This is a genomic window from Paenibacillus polymyxa, from assembly GCF_001719045.1.
In the GTDB taxonomy this organism is placed as follows: Bacteria; Bacillota; Bacilli; order Paenibacillales; family Paenibacillaceae; genus Paenibacillus; species Paenibacillus polymyxa_B.
The window spans coordinates 3,879,843-3,901,795 of the sequence record NZ_CP015423.1; the positions used below are offsets into that span (position 1 = coordinate 3,879,843).

16 protein-coding genes and 1 riboswitch are annotated in these 21,953 nt (G+C 47.4%); of the genes, 14 read left to right on the forward strand and 2 right to left on the reverse strand.

The annotated features are described in order from the left end of the window. Positions 1-102: 102 nt before the first annotated feature. Entirely contained in the window at positions 103-903 is an 801-nt protein-coding gene (locus AOU00_RS17335; RefSeq protein ID WP_069291186.1) for a WYL domain-containing protein, read from the reverse strand. Then, positions 878-2,203 (reverse strand): helix-turn-helix transcriptional regulator, encoded by a 1,326-nt coding sequence (locus tag AOU00_RS17340; protein WP_069291187.1) that lies wholly within the window; start codon positions 2,201-2,203, stop codon positions 878-880. Before AOU00_RS17340 ends, AOU00_RS17335 begins: the two co-directional genes overlap by 26 nt. A gap of 316 nt (positions 2,204-2,519) precedes the next feature. Between AOU00_RS17340 and AOU00_RS17345 the strand changes: the two genes are divergently transcribed. From AOU00_RS17345 to AOU00_RS17410, 14 genes are all read left to right on the forward strand, one after another. Then, the gene (locus AOU00_RS17345) at positions 2,520-3,338 is read left to right on the forward strand and encodes a nucleotidyltransferase domain-containing protein (protein WP_069291188.1); all 819 of its coding nucleotides are present in this window, start codon (positions 2,520-2,522) and stop codon (positions 3,336-3,338) included. Positions 3,339-3,359: 21 nt separating this feature from the next. Beyond that, the gene (locus AOU00_RS17350; RefSeq protein WP_069291189.1) at positions 3,360-4,820 is read left to right on the forward strand and encodes a 3' terminal RNA ribose 2'-O-methyltransferase Hen1; all 1,461 of its coding nucleotides are present in this window, start codon (positions 3,360-3,362) and stop codon (positions 4,818-4,820) included. Then, a complete protein-coding gene (locus tag AOU00_RS17355; RefSeq protein ID WP_069291190.1) occupies positions 4,817-7,426 on the forward strand; it encodes a polynucleotide kinase-phosphatase in 2,610 nt (869 codons plus the stop codon). Before AOU00_RS17350 ends, AOU00_RS17355 begins: the two co-directional genes overlap by 4 nt. Before the next feature lie 20 nt (positions 7,427-7,446). After that, positions 7,447-8,244 (forward strand): TatD family hydrolase, encoded by a 798-nt coding sequence (locus AOU00_RS17360; protein WP_069291191.1) that lies wholly within the window; start codon positions 7,447-7,449, stop codon positions 8,242-8,244. Positions 8,245-8,287: 43 nt separating this feature from the next. Next, positions 8,288-8,399: riboswitch (TPP riboswitch) on the forward strand. A 248-nt stretch (positions 8,400-8,647) separates the two neighbouring features. Continuing rightward, positions 8,648-9,244: an ECF transporter S component gene (locus AOU00_RS17365; RefSeq protein ID WP_061830613.1), complete on the forward strand. Its 597-nt coding sequence runs from the start codon at positions 8,648-8,650 to the stop codon at positions 9,242-9,244. Then, positions 9,244-10,707 carry an ABC transporter ATP-binding protein gene (locus AOU00_RS17370; protein ID WP_069291192.1) on the forward strand — a complete coding sequence of 488 codons (1,464 nt, stop codon included), beginning with the start codon at positions 9,244-9,246 and terminating at the stop codon, positions 10,705-10,707. The genes AOU00_RS17365 and AOU00_RS17370 overlap by 1 nt, the downstream gene beginning before the upstream one ends. Continuing rightward, positions 10,682-11,473, forward strand: coding sequence for an energy-coupling factor transporter transmembrane component T family protein (locus tag AOU00_RS17375; RefSeq protein ID WP_069291193.1), 792 nt, complete (start codon positions 10,682-10,684; stop codon positions 11,471-11,473). The genes AOU00_RS17370 and AOU00_RS17375 overlap by 26 nt, the downstream gene beginning before the upstream one ends. A 139-nt stretch (positions 11,474-11,612) precedes the next feature. Continuing rightward, entirely contained in the window at positions 11,613-12,338 is a 726-nt protein-coding gene (locus AOU00_RS17380; protein ID WP_069291194.1) for a methionine ABC transporter ATP-binding protein, read from the forward strand. Continuing rightward, entirely contained in the window at positions 12,331-13,002 is a 672-nt protein-coding gene (locus tag AOU00_RS17385; RefSeq protein WP_013308947.1) for a methionine ABC transporter permease, read from the forward strand. Before AOU00_RS17380 ends, AOU00_RS17385 begins: the two co-directional genes overlap by 8 nt. 279 nt (positions 13,003-13,281) lie before the next feature. Further along, on the forward strand, positions 13,282-14,139 hold the full coding sequence (locus AOU00_RS17390) for a MetQ/NlpA family ABC transporter substrate-binding protein (RefSeq protein WP_061830605.1): 858 nt from the start codon (positions 13,282-13,284) through the stop codon (positions 14,137-14,139). Positions 14,140-14,484: 345 nt separating this feature from the next. Beyond that, a complete protein-coding gene (locus AOU00_RS17395; protein WP_069291195.1) occupies positions 14,485-14,904 on the forward strand; it encodes a hypothetical protein in 420 nt (139 codons plus the stop codon). Between the two features lie 15 nt (positions 14,905-14,919). Beyond that, positions 14,920-19,887 carry a DUF4132 domain-containing protein gene (locus AOU00_RS17400; protein ID WP_069291196.1) on the forward strand — a complete coding sequence of 1,656 codons (4,968 nt, stop codon included), beginning with the start codon at positions 14,920-14,922 and terminating at the stop codon, positions 19,885-19,887. A 230-nt stretch (positions 19,888-20,117) separates the two neighbouring features. Then, positions 20,118-20,612 (forward strand): GNAT family N-acetyltransferase, encoded by a 495-nt coding sequence (locus tag AOU00_RS17405; RefSeq protein ID WP_069291197.1) that lies wholly within the window; start codon positions 20,118-20,120, stop codon positions 20,610-20,612. A 141-nt stretch (positions 20,613-20,753) separates the two neighbouring features. Continuing rightward, complete coding sequence (locus tag AOU00_RS17410) at positions 20,754-21,737, forward strand: Gfo/Idh/MocA family protein (RefSeq protein WP_069291198.1); 984 nt, start codon at positions 20,754-20,756, stop codon at positions 21,735-21,737. The last annotated feature ends 216 nt before the right edge of the window (positions 21,738-21,953 follow it).

The window sequence follows — 21,953 nt, forward strand, 5'->3', positions numbered from 1 at the left end:
CTTGTTTATACGAACTGTAGTTTAATAAGGCCCTCCCTTCGTCTCATTAACAGACGGAGGGAGGGCCTATTTACATGGAGGCATCTCATATTTCCTCAGTAGCTATTCTTCTTCGTAGCGTGCAAGGGCCTTGGACGTTGTTTCCTTCATTCGTGAAATCAGCCGGGAGCCTTGGACGACCTTGACACGTTTGCCAAGGAAACGGATTTTGGATAGCACATATTCACATTCGTCTGCCTGGAAGGTGAGCGTAATACGATAGGTATCTGCTTCCTGAACATATTCGACCTCTTTTTCAAAGCAGGAAAAAGCATATAAAATACGAGACATTTCACCGTTGTATATGGGAATAATTTCGATGATGCCTTGCTCTTTGCGCGACTCCAGTATATCGAGTATACGTCGGGTGAATTTTTCGGCCTCTTCGGGTAGAAGCTCATCTTCCGTGATGTTCACGATATTAGACAGCTTGGTAGACATGAGCGCGCGGTGTCTGCGGTTATACCACAGCAGGCTCCATTCTTTTTTGACCATGGAGAACTCCAGCTTATATGGAAAACCGGACATTTGCTCATGCATGCGTCCGTTGCGCAGTTTGTAGGTCATACAGATGCCTGAACGGGACCGCAGAATGGGACGCAATTCACGCAGGAGTGGATGATATACCGAGACAGCAGGGATACCTGCTTTTTCCCGCAAACTTCCATCGGCCTCCAGCGGCTCGTCGTCTGTGAGCATCTGCCGAAGCTTATCAAGCGTAGACGGGGTGAAAGCCTCTATTGCTGCCGAGTCTGTCAGCATAGATTGGAGCCAGACTCTTTCCTGTGATGTGGTAGCAAAAGCGCCCGATTCATCCAGCCGAGAGACGATCTGATAGTTAAATATTTTCTCGAACAGGCTCATAATAGGCTTGCAGCTCCTTCCATTCCTGTCTGAATTCCTTACGCAGCCGCTGGGGCTCCAATACCTCACAGCTTGATCCGAAGCTGCGAATCCACGGCTTAATCTCGGTGATTCCATTCACTGTGATTTCATAGATAAAGGATTCACTTTCTTCCTCCGCAATCGTACCCCACTGTCCCTGTGACAGCACACGTTCCCGAATAAAGTTGCGCTTCGCGCCCTCAGGATTAAAAAAACGTACCCGTACCTTCACAGGACGACCGGTATCAACAAGCCAGCTGTACCGCATTTTTTCTTCCAACACCGCTAGCAGATCGGCATGAAACTGCTCTGGTACAGGCTTGCCCTCCACCAATTGAGTCATGCCCTCCATACGAAACTTCATGATTCCTTTACCGCCTACATGACCAAGAACATACCAACGTCCATATTGATGATCATAGATGACTTGCAGGGGCAGAATGGTATGTTCACGGCCCTCCGTCTCTTTTTCAAACAGCGGGTTTGTGTTCTGTGACCCGTACATGCTTCGTTTGGATGTCGAAAAATATAAAAAAGTTACACAGCGACGTTGCCGAATGGCATGCAGAAGCGGATGAATATGGGCTTCGTCCAGAATGCGTGAATAATAGTGGTATTTATATAAAAAAGGTTCAATCATATCCCGATCTCCGGCTTGACGGCGCATAGCTTTTTTTAGATGATCTCGCAACAGATATCCCTGAACAGAGGGAAGCTGGGTGTTGGCCATAATGTCTACAAAATCATATAAGTCCAGTAATTCCTCGTCCGTCAGTCCTGTCACCAGATCGTTGCGGACAGCATAGCGGTAAGGTCTGCCGCCGGGCTCCTTGCGAACCACGCCCACTTCGACCAGATATTTCAGATCGGAACGAATCGTTTTTTCATCCGGCAGCGAACTGTCGGAAGGCCGCCCGTTGCAGCAAGCATCCAGCAATTCCATAGTGGTCAGAGGCTGTGACTGTAGCGCTGTCAGCAGAAGAGATAAGCGGACGCTTTCTGATTCCTTGAGCGATTTAGCCCGAAACAAGAATAAAAGTAATGGATCAGCGGATTCGTAATAATTAAAGCGCAGCATCTCATTAAAATCATGTCCCTGGTTCTCAGGCAACTGTTGTTGTACGGATTGGACGATTTCCTTGAGACGCCTGATTGTTTTATCAAAGGTATGCACTGAAATGCCCAGTCTGTCTGCAAATTGCTGCCGATTATAAGCGCCGCTGGTCAGTGTGAGCATGCGCAGGAATTGAATTTCTTTATCAAAACTCTCTCTCGCCATGATGCATTCCCCGTTTCTGTTGCCGTTCTCCGAAAGCAAGTATCCCTTTATTCTAACAGGGAAGGGATGCAGGAAAAAGGGAATTTATTCATCTTTGTAATACTTTCACCATGTTCACGACTTCCAAAATAAAGCATCATAGGGATATAAGATAGCACGATGAAATAAGAAGCAATACATAACAGAAGGGGGATGCAACATGTTTGGACGGGAGAGAAAACGGCTATGCGTCTTCGCCGCTTATTAATAGATGAAACGGATGAGTCGATTAGAGAACAGATTCGGGAAATACTTTAATGATAAGGGAGGGAACAACATGACAGATGTGAAGTATGGGCAGGGTTACATTCAACCAGAAATGCGCGAAACGATTTTGCGTGAGCTGCGCGCGTTGGAGCAGGAGGAGCAAATACGTATTATATACGCCTGTGAATCAGGCAGTCGGGCATGGGGGTTTCCTTCACAGGACAGTGACTATGATGTACGATTTATCTATGTAAGACCCATAGAATGGTATTTGTCTATTTTTGATAAGCGGGATGTGATTGAGCGGCCAATCAGCAATTTGCTGGATATGAACGGCTGGGATTTGAAAAAGGCACTCCATTTGTTTCGCAAATCCAATCCGCCTTTGCTGGAATGGCTGCAATCTCCGATTCCCTATCTGGAGCAGTATTCAGTGGCTGACCAGATTCGTGCGATATCGCCGTTAACCTTCTCTCCGAAGTCCTGTATGTACCATTATCTGAATATGGCGCGGGGAAACTATCGGGATTATTTGCAAGGAGAACAGGTGAAAATTAAAAAGTACTTTTATGTACTACGCCCACTGTTGGCCTGTGGCTGGATTGAACGTTACAACAGCATGCCTCCGATTGAATTTGGAGACTTGCTAGAGGAATTAATTCCGTCAGATACAGAACTTTATCAGGTGATCAGGCATTTGCTGCAACGTAAAAAAGCGGGCGAGGAACTGGATATTGAGCCACAGCTTTCGGTGGTGAATGATTTTATCCAGCAGCAAATTGCTTATTTTGAACAAAAGGCGCCCTTGCTTCAGCATGTGGAGAGTGGACGGGATCAGCAGTTGGATGATTTGTTCCGCACTGCGGTGAATGAAGTATGGAAAGCATAAGCTGGGAAGGAGAAGTGGAGTATGCACATCACGCTAAAAGCAACCGGAACCCATGCAGGGGTGATTTCGCATTTGCTTGCTAAGAATCCTTACAATACGTATGATCGCACAGAAAAAGGCGCACGTGTACGCATGGTGTACACCGTTTTTACCCAGGAAGAGGCTGAGATCGTCATTCAGGCCTCGCCAGATTCGATTGATTTGGTCAAAAACAGTCCAGACAGCTATGACATTACACAATATATTAATGACCGGGAGTTTGTAACCAGCAGCTTATTTTGCACTTATATTCGTGGCTCGCTTGGCACGGCCCTGAACGGCAAACCCAAGGAAGACTATGTAGGATGGGTGACGCACCCTTTTGCGCTGGAGTTATCGTTTGGGCCCGTTGCTTCGGATTTGCCGGATTCTGTGGTGGAGGGACTATTTGCTCCGCTGGGTTATCAAGTGGCCATAGAACGAGGGGAAGCGGACTATTCTTTTCAGCTGAAAAATCGAAGCACCGTCAGATATGTCACGTTAAGTGGTCATCAGACGGTGCAGTATGCGTTGCGTCAGTTATTGCTGTTGATTCCGGTGCTGGATAATTATAAGCACTACTATATTAGTGAAGAAGAGTTTGACAAGCTGAGACGTTACGGTGAGGGCTGGCTGCCAGAGCATCCACTACGCGAGCTGATCATTCGACGCACGCTTCGTTTTACCAATCTGATTGAGCAATTTGAGCGATCTGATTCTGTTTCTGCTGAAACAACAGGTACAAAAAAACACATTGAAAAGGATACTGTCCAAGCTCAAAAGGATAAGCACGAACAGGTTCAACAGCAAGAACAGCCACAGGAGGAAGGGAAGCAGCAGCCTACTGTGCGGCTGAATGAACTGCGATATCAAGCCATAATGGACGTGATTCGCAAGCTGCCTCGAAGACAGAAAATCGTAGATTTTGGTTCAGGGGAAGGGAAGCTATCGGCTCGGATGGCCCGAATGACTGGCATTGAAGAGATTTGGGCTGTCGAGCCGTCTGCGTATGCACAAGTGAGAGCCATGGAGCGTTTTGCCAAGCTGGAAAGGCATGCTGACGCGATCAGCCCTACACCCATGATGGGCTCTCTCTTTTATTATGATGAACAATTGCGGGGCAAAGATGTGATGATTCTATGTGAGGTCATTGAGCATGTGGATGAGCATCGTCTGAACCGGGTGATGAAGACGATTGTGACGGAGTATCAGCCGGGCGTGCTGATCGTGACGACTCCCAATCGTGAATATAATGAAGTGTATCGTATGAATCAGCAAGAGCTGCGGCATGGCGATCACCGTTTTGAATGGAGTAGAAGCGAGTTTCAGGAACGATGTGAGCAGTGGATTGCGGAAGCTCCTTATTCGGTAGCGCTGAAGGGGATCGGAGAAGAGGTCGAAGGCTTTGGACAACCGACCCAAATGGCTATATTTACGCGCAGAAAGGAGCAGAAGGAAGCATGAGCAATTCATCCAAACGTACGATTCATTTACCGCATGCTGGACTGATTGTGTTGGTTGGGGCCTCCAACAGTGGCAAAACCACATTATTGGACAGGCTGGTGAGCGAAGAGATTCTACTGGAGACGGAAGTGGTATCCTCGGATCATTTTCGCAAGCTGGTCGGAGATACGGAATTTATAGACTGGAGTGGACTTCCAAGGCTGGAATCGGATGTACTGTTCTATGAGTATCAGCAAATGTCAGCCAAGGCGTTTGAGGCGATGGATACGATTCTGGCTATGCGCTGTCGCTTGAATAAGCTGACGGTTGTGGATGCCACTCATTTGTATGCTGAGGATCGTCAAAAATATGTACAGCTGGCAGCCAAGGCGCATGTTCCTGTTATGGCCTTGGTACTGGATGTACCCGAAGCTGTGCTGCTGGAACGGGATTTAGGCAGGGAGCATCCGCGTGGCCGCCAACGGGTCAAGCAGCAGGCACAGCTGTTAAAGCGGAACCTGCGTGGTATCCGTGAGGAAGGCTTTAACGCTTGCTATATCCTTAAGGATATAGAAGAAATGAATTTTGTCCGCCGTGCGCAGCCACTATTTCATGAGATTGGCTCAGGTATTGACATCATTGGTGATATCCATGGGTGCTACCGTGAGATGCTGGAAGTGATAGAGCAGCTAGGATATACGGAAGATACGGAAGGACTATACCATCATCCAGATGGCAGAAGACTGGTATCTGTCGGGGACGTAATGAGCCGTGGCCCAGAATCGTTACAAGCGGTGCAGTTCTGGAAAAAGCACGTGGATGCCGGACTAGCGTATATGATTGACAGTAATCATGGCTGGAAAATCGGCCGTTATCTCGATGGAAGAAAGGTGACTCTCAGTCATGGGGATGAACGATTTGCAGAGAAACTGGCCCAGTATGAACAAAAAGCGGGCAAGGCAGCGGCGGAACAGCTTAGAAGTGAGTTGAGAGATTTTCTGCTACATGCACCTTCTCATCTTATTTTTGGCAGAAATGGATTGCGACACGTGGTCGTGGCTCATGCCGGGATTAAGGATCATTTTATTGGCAAACAGTCGGCACGTATTTCTGATTATTGCCGCTATGGAGATACGGAGGGGCAGGATGCGAACGGAAAACCGATCCGCAAGGATTGGTTCGTAGACCATGAATCGGGAGAAATAGTAGTATGGGGACATGATCCGAGACCGCAGCCTACCCTTGTGAATCAGACGGTGAATATTGATCAGGGTGTGGTATTTGGCGGTATGCTGACTGCTTATCGTTATCCGGAAAAGGAATTTGTCAGCGTTCCGGCACATGAGAACTATGCGAATGATCCCGATAGCCCACTTGTCCGGTGGCAGAGAAAACGGTTTTCCCCGCCGAATTTACGCAAGCTCATCGCTGGTTACAGTGTGCTGACGGAATCGTATGGCGAAGTGCGCGTACAAGGAGAATGGATCAAATCCGCTATAGATACCGTGTCACATGTAACTGTACCCATGGAGGAACTGGTATATATTCCACCGACGATGAGTCCTGCTCCAACGGTGTCTGCAGAGGCAGGATATCTGGAGCATCCACGTGAGGCGCTGGCTTATTATCGCGGGCAAGGAGTACAAACGATGGTGGCCGAGAAAAAACATATGGGTAGCCGGGCTATTTTGCTATTATTCAAAAACGAACAGGCTGCTGTTCAATATGTAGGCTACCCGACATTGGGCACGATCTACAGTCGGAGCGGGAGAGCTTTCTTTGAACAAAGCCTTGGGAAGCAAGTGCTGGAAAAGCTAAATGTGGATCTACGGACTGCTGGATATTTTGAACGGAACCAGACGGATTTTGTGTTGCTGGATGCGGAAATTGTACCGTGGAATCTCAAGGCTCGGGAACTGATTGCTGCACAGTATGCCCATGTGGGGGAAGCAGCTCTGCTGGATCGCAGTAAGCTGGTAGACAAGCTGAAGCAGGCAGAGGTTGCAGGCCGAGAGGTTGGAGACTGGTTGGAGGAAATGGAACAGAAGTACGCGAATGCCGTAACGTTTCAAGAGGCTTTTCAAAAATATTGCTGGGATGTGGACGGTCTGGATGAAATTCGTATCGCACCGTTCCATACGCTGGCACACAGCGGAAAGACTTTTTTCGACCATTCTCATATTTGGCATATGGAGCAAAACCGGGAGCTGGCTGGGCTGTCTTCCCTATTTATGGAGACAGAGTATCGCGTGATCACGGACGAAGCAAGCGAGGAAGAGGTCATTCGCTGGTGGAACGAGATGACAGAGGATGGTCATGAGGGGATTGTGATCAAACCGGAACGCTTTTTGATGAAAAATCGGGACAAGATGATTCAGCCTGCAATCAAGGTGAGAGGCCGGAAGTATTTGCACATCATTTACGGTATGGATTATCTTGCCCCTGAGAATTTAAAGCGTCTGAAGCAGCGTCGAACGAACAAAAAGGAGCGTCATGCCCTGATGGAAGGAGCGCTTGGTGTGGAAGGCGTAGAACGTTTTGTCCGCAAGGATACGGTAGATCGTATTCATGAATGCGTCCTTGCCGCGCTATCTCTGGAATCGGAGCCGATTGATCCGAGATTGTAGTTTGCGAAGGAGGGATTGAGATGGAAAGGGGTACACCGTTAATTGATATTGGTGTGAACTTGATGCACCGTTCGTTTCATGCAGTTCGGGAACAGGTGGTGGAGAGAGCCGCGGCTGTAGGGATTTCACCGCTGATTATTACCGGGACCAGTGTCCGCAGCAGTCGGGAGGCTTCTCAGTATGCAGCACGTTATCCGGGCAAGCTGTATGCGACAGCTGGCGTGCATCCCCATGATGCCAAAGACTGCAACGCAGACACGATTCAGCAGCTCCGCCAGTTGGCGGGTCAGCCGCAGGTTGTATCCATAGGGGAATGCGGATTGGACTATAACCGTGATTTTTCGCCACGTGATGTGCAGCGTCGATGGTTTGGCGAGCAAATCCAACTGGCGGGTGAGCTGAATATGCCGTTATTTCTGCATGAACGAGATGCACATGAGGACCTTGTCGCTATGCTTCGGGAGTATCAAGGGCTTGTGGATAAAGCGGTAGTGCATTGTTTTACTGGCACTGAACAGGAATTGCATACGTATGTAGAAATGGGACTGTATATCGGGATCACCGGCTGGATTTGCGACGAACGGCGTGGCAAACATCTGCGTGAACTGGTCAGAGATATTCCCTTGGACCGTCTGATGATTGAAACGGATGCTCCATTTTTGACCCCGCGTAATTTGCCCGTGAAGCCCAAAGAAGGGCGTAATGAGCCCGTGTATCTCGCTCATATTGCTGCTACGGTTGCCGAATGTACAGGTCGAAGCATGATGGAGATCGAAATCGCCACGACGGAGACAGCCAAACGTTTCTTCGGATTATAGGATTGTCAAAGCCATAGATGTGGTATATATTATAGTGAATTAAAAGAGCATTGTCGGGAGCTTGAGAAAGTCAGGCTGAGAGGGTGGCCCTTGCCACTGACCGTGAAATCTGATCTGGGTAATGCCAGCGTAGAGAAACCAAGAACACTATACAGGAATGCCGCTTGTTTTGCGGTTGTCGATAGATTCAATGTATGTCCTAGCATTTTACCTTGACCCTGACTTTGGCTTGGTATCAGTGTAGTAGCTTAGACTACTGGTTATATAAGGCATATCGACGAATGATGTTTTGTATGGTGCTTCACCTTTTACTGCGCATAAAGCTTGCCTGGAGATTCAGCTCCAGACAAGCTTTTTTTATGGCCAAGAGGCCAATTATAAGGAAAAAGGGGAGCACGCAATAATGAATACTGCTGTAAGAGCGTCCAAAGGGTTGAAGCTGACTGATATTTTGGTCACGATTGTGATATCTGTTGTGTTCGGGTTGGTCTACAAAATATGGGGACCTGCCTATGATTTGATGAAACCATTTGGTCTACACGCCGAGCAACTGATGTATGGCATGTGGTTTATGGCAGGCACGTTTGCTTATCTCATCATTCGCAAGCCGGGTGTTGCGATTTTGGCAGAGGTGGCAGCGGCGACGGTCAGCGCTTTTTTGGGAAGCGAATGGGGCATGTCCACCTTGTACTATGGCCTGCTGCAAGGCTTGGGAGCGGAGCTGTTTTTTGCGGCTTTTCTGTATCGGAACGCAAACCTGTGGGTTGCTTCGTTAGCTGCGGCCGGGGCGGCTGTCACTTCTCTGATTTTAGACTTCAGTTACGGGTATATTGATCAGCTATCGACCTGGAACTATGTTTTGTATATTGGATTTCGGATGATTGGCAGTATTGTGATTGCCGGGGTATTCGCGTTCTATCTGGCTAAGGCATTGGAGGTAACCGGAGTTACACGAAGTTTGAGACCTGCAACGGAACAAGATTATAAGGGGCTGGATTGATGAGCCGGGCAACCGAAGATGTGGTGGCTTCGATCACCCGTCTACGGTTGAAATTCCCCGGTGAGCAAGAGCTGCTTTTTCACAATATGTCTTTGTCTGTCCACAAGGGGGAAAAGCTGCTGCTACTGGGACCGAGTGGATGCGGTAAATCAACACTGCTCCAAGTGTTAAGCGGTCTGATTCCACGCACGATAGAAGTGCCCATGAAATGCGATGCTGCTGTAATCCCAAGTGTCTCAGGTATTGTATTTCAAGATCCTGATACGCAGTTCTGTATGTCATATGCAGACGAGGAACTGGCTTTTGTGTTGGAAAATAATCAGGTTCCCCGGGAACAGATGCAATCCCGTATTCGCGAGCTGCTGATACAGGTTGGTCTATCGACGGATGATATACACATGCCCATTGGCAACATGTCACAGGGAATGAAGCAGCGTTTGGCGATTGCGTCTGTGCTGGCTATGGAGCCAGAAGTGCTTTTTCTGGATGAGCCGACGGCTTTGTTGGACGAGGAAGGCACTACACAGGTGTGGGATACCATTCGCAATATTTCGGTAGACCAGACACTGGTGATCGTAGAGCATAAAATTAATGAAATCGTCCACGATGTGGATCGGATTGTAGTGCTTTCTGCCCAAGGGGAGATCATTGCGGATGGAAGGGCGGAAGAAGTATTTCATGTGCATCGGCAGGCATTGTCCGAGTATGGCGTGTGGTACCCGGGAGTATGGAATGAATCGTCTTCGCCACGTTGGAGTGAATCAGTGACACAGCAGAATGGTACGGGGAATGGTACGGGGATTGATTTGCTGGAGCTGGAACATTTTAGTGGTCTCCGCGGTTTAAGTTCAGTGATTTATGTGGAGCATGTCCAGGTGAAGCCTGGAGACTGGATTGGCGTGGTCGGTGAAAACGGGGCTGGCAAAAGCTCGCTGCTGCTCTCCATGATGCGTTTACTTCGCACACAGGGACGTTATAGCGTGCGCGGAATTGAGGCAGGCAGTACGGAACAACTGGCAGAGCGTATCGGGTTCGCGTTTCAAAATCCCGAGCTGCAATTCGTAACGCATACCGTACGAAAGGAACTAGAGTATTCGTTACCCAAGAGCTTGTTTAGTGCTGAACAGTGCCGGGAGCGGGTGGATCGGATGCTCGTACAGTTCGGATTGGAGCGGCTGGACGAGCGTCATCCGTATCAGCTTTCGTTAGGCCAAAAAAGGCGGTTGAGTATTGCTACGGCCATGATCCGTGAGCCGGAAGTGTTGCTGCTGGATGAACCGACTTTTGGTCAGGATGCGCAAAATACCTTTGTCATGCTGGATATGTTGGAGCAGTTGAGAGCGGCAGGCACGGCCATTGTGATGGTCACGCATGACCCGGAAATTGTCCGTCGATATTGTACCGATATATGGCGGATTCAGAAAGGGGAACTACAGTATGAACCTGTCCTTTCCCCATCATAAAACATGGCTGCATCGCGTGAATCCGGGCTTAAAGCTCGTGTTGTTTTCCATACTGTTTGTGGTCGTTATAGTCATTCATGATCCGAATGTCATGTTTAATGTTGCGTGTACTATGTTGCTGCTGCTTGTCTGGTCAGGCCATCCATGGAAGCGGCTGCTGCTGTACGGATCTCCCTTTATATTGGTGTTTATTTCAACTTCAACGGGCATGATGATGTTCGGCAAAGGGGTGACGACCTGGTGGTCATGGGGCTTGATCCATGTGACGCAGGAAAGCTTTTACCGAGGCATGCATCTGGGCTTTCGTGCGCTGAGTATGGCTGCGGTAGGGTTGCTGTTTGGTTTAACGACTCGTCCGGTGGACCTTTTTTATTCACTGATGCAGCAATGGAGGCTCCCTCCGAAGTATGCGTACAGCTTCTTGGCAGCCATGCGGTTAATGCCCATGATGGTGGAGGAATTCCAGGCATTGAGACAAGCACACCGCATTCGAGGCTTACATCAGCATGTGTCCAAATGGAATATGTATGCCACACTCCGCAGATATGCGATTCCGCTGCTCGCTCAAAGTATCCGGCGTGCGCAGCGCATTGCTATTGCTATGGAAGCCAAGGGTTTTGCTAATGAAACCAAGCGCACGTATTATTATGCGATTGGCTATTCGGCTGTAGATATTTTATTTGTTTTCTATTTTGTGGTGATGCTTACGCTGGCTTGGGGACTCGGTATCCGCTATCCTTATGTAGGGGTATGGGATGTACGTTAATTGTTGTCAAAATGCTTTGCCCGTTTTCTGCTCTGTGGTATATTAATGCAATGGGAATTGACGGCTCGTACAGACCCGCCCGGGCTGGCGGGCTTATTACATTTTCCCGCAGAAATGGATCATCAGGAGGCCAAGTTTCATGATTACGCTGCATCAGGTAAGCAAGCATTATACCACCTCAAGCGGCCAATTTCATGCGGTTCAATCCGTGTCCCTTCAAGTGGAGGAGGGGGAAATTCACGGTATCATAGGTGCCAGCGGTGCCGGCAAGTCTACGTTGCTCCGGTTGATGAATGTATTGGAAAGGCCGGATGAGGGAAACGTGGTTGTAAACGGGGAAGAGCTGACTAGCATGCCGGAAAAACGTCTCCGAGAAGCGCGGCGATCCATAGGGATGATTTTTCAGCATTATCATCTTGTTCACAATCGGACGGTCAGTGGAAATGTGGCAATGCCGTTAGAGCTGGCAGGTGTCGCGAAAAAAGAGAGAGCGGAACGTGTGCGCGAATGCCTGCAATTCGTCGGTTTAGCTGATAAAGCAGAACAGTATCCGGCACAACTGAGCGGAGGCCAAAAGCAACGTGTGGCGATAGCCAGAGCGCTGGCGAATCGACCTGCGGTGCTGCTGTGTGATGAGCCAACCTCGGCGCTTGATCCGCAGACGACCGCGGATATTTTGGGCGTGTTACGGGAGATCAACCGTGAACTGGGAGTTACTATTGTAATCGTAACGCACGATATGGACGTGGTACGCAATATTTGTACCCGTGTATCAGAAATGCGAGATGGGCAGCTACTTTCAACGCAGCGTGTAGCTGACACCGCGGTAGGTTCAACAGCGGGAGCAGGTGAAGCTGATGAATGAAATGCTGAGCATCATTGCGCAATATCAGTCTGAGATATGGAAAGCCATCGGAGAGACGTTTATCATGGTGGGGATTTCTATCGCAGCAGCTGTACTGTTAGGGCTTCCGGCAGGAACGATTTTGTATTTGTGTGGTAAAGGGCAAAAATATGAAAATCGACTGCTGTTCACCCTATTGAACAGTGTGGTCAATGTTATCCGCTCATTCCCATTTTTGCTGCTCGTCGTGTTTATGATTCCATTTACACGTCTGGTCGTAGGGACGGCGCTGGGCACGATGGCTGCAACGGTTCCCTTGTCAGTGGTGGCCATCGCCTATTATTCGAGGCTGGTGGAGCAATCATTGCTCGAGGTGCCCAAAGGTGTAATTGAAGCCGCTACTTCTATGGGGGCATCCACCCTCCAGCTTATTTTTAAATTTCTGTACGTGGAGGCTCGTTCCGGGCTTGTACTGGGTTTGACCACGTCCACCATTAGCTTCATCTCCTACTCCACGGTGATGGGCATTGTGGGCGGCGGCGGGGTAGGCGATTTTGCCATCCGCTACGGTTACCAGCGTTTTGAAACAGGCTTGATGGCGTTCACCATCGTTGTCATGATTATTTTCGTACAAACGATCCAGTTCACCGGAAGCACCATATCCCGCCGGATCGACAAGCGGTAAGAGGTTAATGAATCTCTTCATTAACAATTGCACAACTCACTATGGGAAATAAAAATGACTTTACAGTACCTCAAAAGCGGAGCGGGCAGAATTGTTCTGGAGAAGCGTCAGTGTTCGCCTTTGAAATGGGATTCTAACCTATAAATTGTGTTACAAATCAGAGAGAATCCCATTTCAACAGCGATCAGAAGAACAATCTGCACGTGAAGCGGCTGCGGCTCCCACTGTAACTCATTTTTTATCTTCCTAATCACAATTTACTTGGAGGTTCCTCATCAAATGAGTCGGAAAAACAACATGAAAACGAACTTGAAATTACTTACACTATTTGCTGTCGTTATGCTACTGGTTGCCGGATGCGGTGGTCAAAAGCAGGCTGCTCCAGAAACACAGTCTAAAGAAGCAAATTCCCAAAAAGAAGTGACCTTGAAAGTAGCAACGCTAATCCCACCGATGACAGATGTGCTGGATATCGTGAAGCCGCTGCTTAAACAGGACGGAGTCAATCTGGAAATCGTCGTGCTTTCAGACAATATCCAACCGAACAACGCATTGGCAAGCCGGGAAGTAGATGCTAACTTCTTTCAGCATGCTCCTTTTATGCAACAATATAATGAAAGCAACAAGTCTGATTTGGTGGCGATAAAACCTATTTACAACGCTATTTACGGCGCGTACTCCAAAAAATACAAGAACGTTAAAGACCTGCCGGAAGGTGCGACTATTGCCATTGCCAATGACCCGGCCAATACTGGACGTTCTTTAGTAATGATGGAGCAAAACGGTTTGATCAAGCTTAAAGAAGGCGTAGGCTATAATGCTACACAGGCTGATATTATTGAAAATAAGAAAAAATTTGTGTTTAAAGAAGTGGATTTGTTGATGCTAGCGCGGTCACTGGATGATGTGGACATGGCTGCCATGTATCCCGCATATGCCAAGCCGCTCGGTCTGACACCGAAGAAGGACGCGCTGATTACCGAAAAAGACGATACGCACTTTGCCATTAATCTGGTAGCGCGTAAGGATAATGCAGATTCCGATGCTATTCAAAAGCTGGCAAAGCGAATGACTGGACCGGAAGTACGTAAATTTTTTGAGGACAATTACAAGGACAGCGTTGTTCCAGCATTTTAAATAAATAAGTATGTTGAAACATCGTTTTATGATGAAATACGACCTGTATAATGGAAGGAAGTCTGTGAAGAGCAGATGGTCTCCCTTGTGCAGGTCTTTTTTTCACCCTTAATATGGAAAGGAATTATCGAAAACAGGGTATAAAGTCTTATTTTTTAAGGTTTTAGGGTGTTGCACCGCTGCGAATTTTGGTCATAAAGGGCGATGGAGTAATGATAAGGAACATATTAAAATAAAAATACGAACAAACATTCGTTTTCGATTTTGTTAACGATGTTTTTATATGGGTCAAAAAATTCAGCTGACAACGGGCCAAAAGCGTGAATAAAAAGGAAGGGGAACGACATGAAGCTGTTTGTAACTGTAAAAAGTCTGGGAAAGCGCAAGCCCGCACTCGCACGACAGGAAATAGAGCTGAGTCCTGCTCCAGAAACATTGCGAGATTTGATTACTGCAACCGTTGCTCTGAATGTTCAAAAGCTGCGGGAAAAGCAGGAGAGTGTCGCGCTGATTCCGTTCCTTACGGGAGAAGAAGTTCAGGCACAAGGCGAGATAGGCAAAGTGGGATTCGGTTCCATATATAATGATGGTGCCCCGGATATTAAGGATGCCGTGAACACGGCGATGCAGGCATTTGAAGATGGTTTATACAGAGTTTTTGTATGTGACGAGGAAACTATTGAACTCGATACTCCTTTGTCACTTAAGGATGGGAATGAGATTGTATTTATACGCTTCACAATGCTGGCTGGAGGCCTATGGTAGAGGGGGAAACGAAACATGCATCAAGAGAACAATGAGCAGGAATATTTCACCACATTGGAGGAGCGCGCGGCGCAACTGGATGGACCACAACAGGAGTTGGCTCAGTATGTTGTGGAACTGGGTAAGCTTCATTACATACAGGAGAACGAGGAGCCATTTAACGAATGTCAGCGAATATTAAAAGAACGGGCGACAGAAAGCGGAGAACCGCTGTTTAAGCCACTGACAGAGGTATTACATGCTCTAATTGGACAAACAGCGGGCGATGTATTCGCACATCTAACGGAGCATGTGACTGAATCTCCATACAGCACAGGGTATGCGCGCAAACCGTTTCGCACTTCGGATATTACGGCCCATACTTCCCGGATTTATAAAAGAATGGTGCAGTTGATCCGAATGGACTGTATCGGATTCTCCGTAATGGATTATTTAACAAAAAAGGATTATGAACCAGGCAGAGATTACCGGATTCAGGAAACGATTGGTGACTGGATTGCTTATGAGCTGGATCACGGTAATTCACAGGTGCTTGAGGCGTTAAAAGCTATTATTTATGGGGATAATCAGGCGGCGTTACTTACGCGCAATATGATTAAAGGCATGCTCCTGAGTCATCAGGAGGAGAATTATCGCATGATCGGCGAGCTCTTGGCAGCCGCCAAACTCCAGGAGGGATTGCGCCAAAGTATCGTGGAACAAATGGATGAAGGAACCCCGGAGGCTCTAATATATCTGTTGAAGGTAATCATCGACCAAGGCTTCATTCGTTACAGTTCGGTGGTGCGGGCGCTTGCAGTATGGACGGGAATGGGCTTGGAATCCGCCAATCAGCGGGTCGTTCGCCAACTGATCGAGCAGGCATATGAAGCATTGACTCGTAGTGAACTGCGCCAGGAATGGCTGACCAGCTCAAATGCTAATGAAGTTTATATGAGTTTGTGGGCTACGGCAGTACATGAGGAACGTGATTTGTATGGACAGGTTCGGAAACTCATGGAGCAAGGAGCAACCTACCAGAAGATCGTAGCACTGTATGTACTGTCTAACAGTGATAACAAGGATGTGCGCCTCGGAATTGCGAGAGAATATCTGGGTGAAACGGACCAAGAGCTTCAATATTGGATACTGACGAACTATACAAGCAATTATTTTTATGAATGGGTAGAAGGCGGGACGGTCGCGGATCGGATCGTTAAAGTGGTGCGTACTCCTTTGCTGGAGAGCAAAGAGGAGCGGCGTAAGGATTTTGAACGACTTCATAACCTGTTTGTACATATGAAAAAGGGTGAGTCCACCGAGCCCTCCAAGGTGCTGGATTTTGTTAATCTGTATCACCGCTCAGATGCACCTATTCAAAAAATGCTGTATCTCGCTGGTTATGATATGGATGCTTCCTGGATTGGGGAAATCATAGCCTTAAAGGAACAGATTAGCCCTAATCTGCGTGGTGAACTGTTGAATCATTTTGTGCAAAAACCTGAGGATGCGGTACAACGTGATTTTATTTTTTCCAGTTTGTCTGACAAAAGTATGAGTATCCGTGAGTTCGCTGTGGCCAAGGCACGTAAGCTGACGCTGTCGGAACCAGAAATGCAACAAATGGAAGCCTTATTAAAGCTCAAGACGGGATCATTGCGCCAAAGTGTCATTGGTGTGCTGCTCTCACAATCGGAAGAGCCGCTCGCTGGCTCATTGGAACGCTTGCTGCGTGCTAAGGCAGAGCTGCAACGATTGGGTGGACTGGAAGTATTGACGAAGATATATGCAGACCCGGATCGTGCCGAACAGTATGAAAGCCTGCGGACTTTGGCGGATATCATTCAGCAACCTACAGCCAAAGAGGAGCAACTGCTGTCCAAGCTGGGACAGGAGGATGCTTATACAGGGGCTAACGGTTTTGGACTGTACGATCCGAATGTCAAGGAAGCTTGGCTGGAAGAGAAAGTTGATCTGGGTGATTTTCGATTGGCCGATGTTTTTGTTAGTCCATTGGAGAAGCTCAAGCAGTTCTTGAGCGGACTGGACGAGCTTGTTCATCATCATCGTGATGTGGAATATACTGCGGAGTATTATTCGGGCTACAAAGATACATTGCTTATCGGGACGAACCTTCGTCCTCTACGGCTGGTTCAGATCGATGAAGAAGTAGATTCCAGACTGTCTTTATATCCTCTCTATGAGGAGTGGGACCGTTATTTGCAGGAAAGCGGCATGGAAGCGCGTGAACTGCTGGAGCTTGTTTTTTATGACCGATTAGAGCCTATGGACCGAACGCTGGATCGCTATTATCGATACTTTTCTTTTAACATGGACTATTCAGAACAAAGCAAGCACAAGCTGCTGGAAGGATGGCGTAAAGATTTCGCTGAGCAAATGTATCCTTTGGATCGCATTAACGAGGTACAGAAGTGGATGGCAGAACTGACCTATTCCGATCAGGTAAGCACATTAGTTAATGCTTATTTTATGGACACATCCGGTGACCAAACATTTGACGTAATTGACCTTGCTTTAAATTCACTAATGCAAGGCATGCCTAAGGACAGACCTGAAGAGGATATGGGAATGCTCCATCTATTGTCTGGCCCGTGGGTGGCACTGGAGAAGGGGCAGGTCCATGATGATGAGTCCTTTAAGCGCTTTTTCCATACCTTTGTGAACTACGCAGAACTGCCAGGAGCGGAAAATCGTTTTTATTCTCCGCTGGATCTGGAGGATTACTTCAAAGCATATGAAAAAGGGTTGATCGGTATAGGGGAAGTGTATCGGGAGCTGCTGGCTGGTAGTGAAAGCAGAAGACATATGAGTTCCTTAACCAATGCCCGCAATACATGGATTTCTAGCAGACCAGAATTTTTGGAGATACGTCGTACGGTTATTGATCGACTGCTAGAGGTTGAATTGGTTCGAGGCGATTTGCCTACCGAGGCTACGCCAAAGGTTATGGGCTTGAGCCAATTTGAAGGTATGGATTATTTCATCCGTATTCTGGAGGGTCTCGACAAGGAAACGTTTGTGCGTGGTTATGTGTACGGCTACGGTGATCGTATTACCAAAAAGGAATCGTTCAGCCACTTGCTCAAGGCATGTTATCCGAGTGAGGGCGAGGATGCCACATTGCTCAAGGAAAAGCTGAAGAACACTAAAATTACAGATAAACGTCTGCTGGAGGCGGCTATGTATGCACCGCAGTGGATTGAGATTGTAGCAGACTATCTCGGTTGGGAAGGGCTTCGCAGTGCGGCATGGTATTTCCATGCACATATCAATGAAGGTTTTTCGGCCGAGAAGGAAACGATTGTAGCTCATTATTCGCCGATTGCTCCGCAAGATTTTAATGATGGTGCCTTCGATATTCACTGGTTTCATGAGGCCTATGAGACGTTGGGCGAGGAACGTTTTGACCTGCTGTACGATTGTGCCAAGTATATTTCGGCTGGAGCCAATCATCGTCGATCCCAGTTGTTTGCAGATGCGACGCTGGGTAAGCTCAAACGGAGTGAAATGGAAAAATCAGTGGAGGACAAGCGAAACAAAGACCATTTGCTGACCTACAGTCTGATTCCACTTGCTCAGCCGCCTGAACCAGATATACGCGAACGTTATGATTTTATCCAGAGGTTTCTGGAACAAAGCAAAAAATTCGGGGCACAGCGTAAGTCCAGTGAGGCACTCGTTTCACGGATTGCGCTCGGGAATTTGGCACGTAACGCAGGCTATGATGACGTAACCCGTCTCGTATGGGACATGGAAGCTCGTAAGCTGGATGATCTTCGGTCTTATTTTGAGCCACATGCTTTGGACGAGGCTACAACGGTGCAGCTCGTCATTGATACTGAAGGAGCGGCAGATATTGAAATTGTCAGCAAAGGCAAGACGCTGAAATCCATTCCGGCTCGTTTCAAGAAGGATGAGTATGTTACGTCGCTGAAGGAGCTTAAAGGAGATCTAGTGGATCAGTACCGCAGAGCTCGCAAAGAATTGGAACGCTCTATGGAGTCTGGTACGACCTTTATGGTGAAGGAATTGAGAGGATTGCTGGGTAATCCTGTGCTTGCTCCGTTGGTGCGGACACTGGTGTTCAAGGCTGATGATCACCTCGGATATTTTAATGAGGAAACGTTGGTATTGACGGCTCCTTTTGCTGAACAGCATACTATAGGAGAAGAGGACAAGCTGATTATTGCCCATCCCCTTCATTTGTTCGAAAGTGGTCGTTGGAGCGACTTCCAGAAGGACTTATTCGACCGCCAGATACGCCAGCCATTTAAGCAGGTGTTCCGTGAGCTGTACTTGCTGAATGCTGATGAACGTGCAAATGCGACCGTTTCCCATCGATATGCAGGACACCAGGTACAGCCGAATAAAACGGTATCCCTATTGAAAGGTCGCCAATGGACAGTCAGCTATGAGGACGGACTTCAGAAGGTGTACTATGCTGAGAACCTGATTGCGAACCTGTATGCCATGGCGGACTGGTTCTCACCAGCGGATACCGAGGCTCCTACACTGGAGACAGTGCAGTTCTTTGATCGGACAACGTATAAGAGCGTACCGTTGAACGAAGTTCCTCCTGTTCTGTTCTCCGAAGTTATGCGGGATGTGGATCTGGTCGTCAGTGTTGCCCATGTAGGTGGCGTTGATCCAGAGGCCAGTCTGACGACCATTGAAATGCGTAGGGTTATTGTGCAGGAATCACTTCGCCTGCTGAAAATTAGCAATGTACGCTTGGATGGGAATTATGCACGTGTAGATGGGACTCTTGGCGAATATGCTGTGCATCTGGGAAGCGGGGGTGTCTACAAGCAAGCGAAGGGAGCACTGCATATTATCCCGGTGCATTCGCAGCATCGTGGACGCATCTTCCTGCCGTTTCTGGACGAGGACCCAAGAACAGCTGAGATTCTATCCAAAGTTGTGTTGTTGGCCGAGGATCAGAAGATCAAGGACCCGCAAATTCTTACACAGCTTCAAGCGTAGAATAAAATTCTGATATATATAGATTCATAATTAACTCAACGTTCGCACCTAAACAATGATTTCGCATCCTCGACTGTGTAGGTGGAAACTTAGTTTAGTTGCGGAGGTTGAGTTATTTAATATTGAGCGTGCATCAAGCGCGAATAAGGAGATATGGGTAATATTTTAGGTTCTGTGGTTTGATAGGAATCTAACAGTATAACAATTGACGATCATAGGAGAACACAACGATGTTTAAAAGTATCTTTCTAAAAGAGTACTCAACTGAGTATCAATCACAAGTTGTTGATTTAATTTTACATATTCAAAAAGATGAATATGATATCGCCATAACCAAAGAAGATCAGCCAGATTTGCTTGATATTGAAAACTTTTATCAGCGTGGTAACGGCAACTTCTGGGTGGCTCTTAGTGAAGGAAACGTAGTAGGGACTATAGCTTTGTTAGATATTGGGAACCGTAAGACAGCACTCAGAAAGATGTTTGTAAAACAAAACTATAGAGGTAAAACATTCAATGTTTCGAATCAATTATTGCATCATGCCATAGGATGGGCTAGGGAAAGGTCTATTGAAGAAATCTATCTTGGAACAACACCACAATTCGTAGCAGCTCATCGTTTTTATGAGAAGAACGGCTTTGTTAGTATAGCTCCTGGAGAATTGCCGATTGGTTTTCCGGTCATGAAAGTGGATAAAAAGTTTTACAGATACGTCATTCAATAATGGGTATAAATGAAGATGCTGCTAGGCCACAAAAGAAACCGTCGTCTAGCAGATGCTTCTTTTGTTTAGGACAGGCGTTTGCTAGAATAAAAGGGTATGTTGTAAGTCAACGTTAACCAAATTGCTGGGAGGGACACACGTATGAGCAAAAAGATTAAATGGGGAATTGTCGGCACAGGCTGGATCTCAGATCAATTTGTGGCGGATTTGGCGCATGTTACGAATGGAGAAGGGTATGCTGTTGGATCACGCACTATTGAAAGCGCTACCGAATTTGCAGCTAAGCATCAAATATCAAGGGCTTACGGGAGCTATGAGGAATTAGCACAAGATCCCGAGATAGATGCTATTTACGTAGGGACTCCTCATCCTTTTCATAAAGAGAATGTTCTGATGGCTCTTCGGGCGGGCAAAGCAGTCTTGTGTGAGAAACCCTTCACCGTCAATAGCAAAGAATTGGAGGAAATGATCGGCTTTGCACGTGAGCGTAAGCTATTCCTGATGGAAGCAATGTGGACACGTTTTTTGCCTCCGATTCGCCAAGTGCGGGAGTGGATACATGCGGGACACATTGGTGAGGTAAAGCTGGTTAAGGCGGAATTTGGTTTTCGGGTAGATTGGAACCCGGAGGGGCGGCTTTTGAACCCTGAGCTGGGCGGAGGTGCTCTATTAGATGCAGGGATTTATCCGGTTTCTTTTGCTTCAATGGTCTTCGGCCCTGAACCTGAGCATGTATGGAGCACTGCTCATATCGGAGAGACAGGCGTTGACGAGACATTTTCGATCTTGCTGGATTATGGAAAAGGACGCACGGCTATGCTTAACGGGGCAGTCCGTCTCGGATTGACGAATGAGGCATACATCCATGGAACAAAGGGCTATATCCACATTCCGTCATTCCTGAACAGCACATCGGCTACTTTAGTTGTGGACGGTGAAGAGGCACAAAACTTTCAGGATGACCGATCCTCTACAGGCTATGCCTTTGAAGCAGAAGAAGTCGGGCGTTGCTTGAACGAAGGCTTGCTCGAAAGTTCTACTATTTCTTTGGATGAATCATTAGGAATTATGAAACTGATGGATCAGATTCGTTCACAGTGGGGGCTTCGGTATCCGTTTGAATAATCATATTAATTCCAGGGACCTTTCAGGTTCTCTGGAATTTTTTGTTTGTGGGCGTTTTTTTATACCAGGATTTTGCAAAATTCGATTCCAATCGCTCCGAAGTGCAATATATAGACGAACTAAACCATTCCGATCATACATAATTATTTCCAATTCCCAAATAGCGACTTTGGTCGCACGATAGGTAACGCCATATGAGTCAATCAAGAGTGGGAC

Bases quoted from the DNA above. Each gene is read 5' to 3' on its own strand.
- AOU00_RS17410 (WP_069291198.1), top strand. From the start codon at position 20,754: ATGAGCAAAAAGATTAAATGGGGAATTGTCGGCACAGGCTGGATCTCA.
- AOU00_RS17380 (WP_069291194.1), top strand. From the start codon at position 11,613: ATGATTACGCTGCATCAGGTAAGCAAGCATTATACCACCTCAAGCGGC.
- AOU00_RS17360 (WP_069291191.1), top strand. From the start codon at position 7,447: ATGGAAAGGGGTACACCGTTAATTGATATTGGTGTGAACTTGATGCAC.
- AOU00_RS17375 (WP_069291193.1), top strand. From the start codon at position 10,682: ATGAACCTGTCCTTTCCCCATCATAAAACATGGCTGCATCGCGTGAAT.
- AOU00_RS17405 (WP_069291197.1), top strand. From the start codon at position 20,118: ATGTTTAAAAGTATCTTTCTAAAAGAGTACTCAACTGAGTATCAATCA.
- AOU00_RS17395 (WP_069291195.1), top strand. From the start codon at position 14,485: ATGAAGCTGTTTGTAACTGTAAAAAGTCTGGGAAAGCGCAAGCCCGCA.
- AOU00_RS17390 (WP_061830605.1), top strand. From the start codon at position 13,282: ATGAGTCGGAAAAACAACATGAAAACGAACTTGAAATTACTTACACTA.
- AOU00_RS17355 (WP_069291190.1), top strand. From the start codon at position 4,817: ATGAGCAATTCATCCAAACGTACGATTCATTTACCGCATGCTGGACTG.
- AOU00_RS17350 (WP_069291189.1), top strand. From the start codon at position 3,360: ATGCACATCACGCTAAAAGCAACCGGAACCCATGCAGGGGTGATTTCG.
- AOU00_RS17385 (WP_013308947.1), top strand. From the start codon at position 12,331: ATGAATGAAATGCTGAGCATCATTGCGCAATATCAGTCTGAGATATGG.
- AOU00_RS17340 (WP_069291187.1), bottom strand. From the start codon at position 2,203: ATGGCGAGAGAGAGTTTTGATAAAGAAATTCAATTCCTGCGCATGCTC.
- AOU00_RS17365 (WP_061830613.1), top strand. From the start codon at position 8,648: ATGAATACTGCTGTAAGAGCGTCCAAAGGGTTGAAGCTGACTGATATT.
- AOU00_RS17345 (WP_069291188.1), top strand. From the start codon at position 2,520: ATGACAGATGTGAAGTATGGGCAGGGTTACATTCAACCAGAAATGCGC.
- AOU00_RS17335 (WP_069291186.1), bottom strand. From the start codon at position 903: ATGAGCCTGTTCGAGAAAATATTTAACTATCAGATCGTCTCTCGGCTG.
- AOU00_RS17400 (WP_069291196.1), top strand. From the start codon at position 14,920: ATGCATCAAGAGAACAATGAGCAGGAATATTTCACCACATTGGAGGAG.
- AOU00_RS17370 (WP_069291192.1), top strand. From the start codon at position 9,244: ATGAGCCGGGCAACCGAAGATGTGGTGGCTTCGATCACCCGTCTACGG.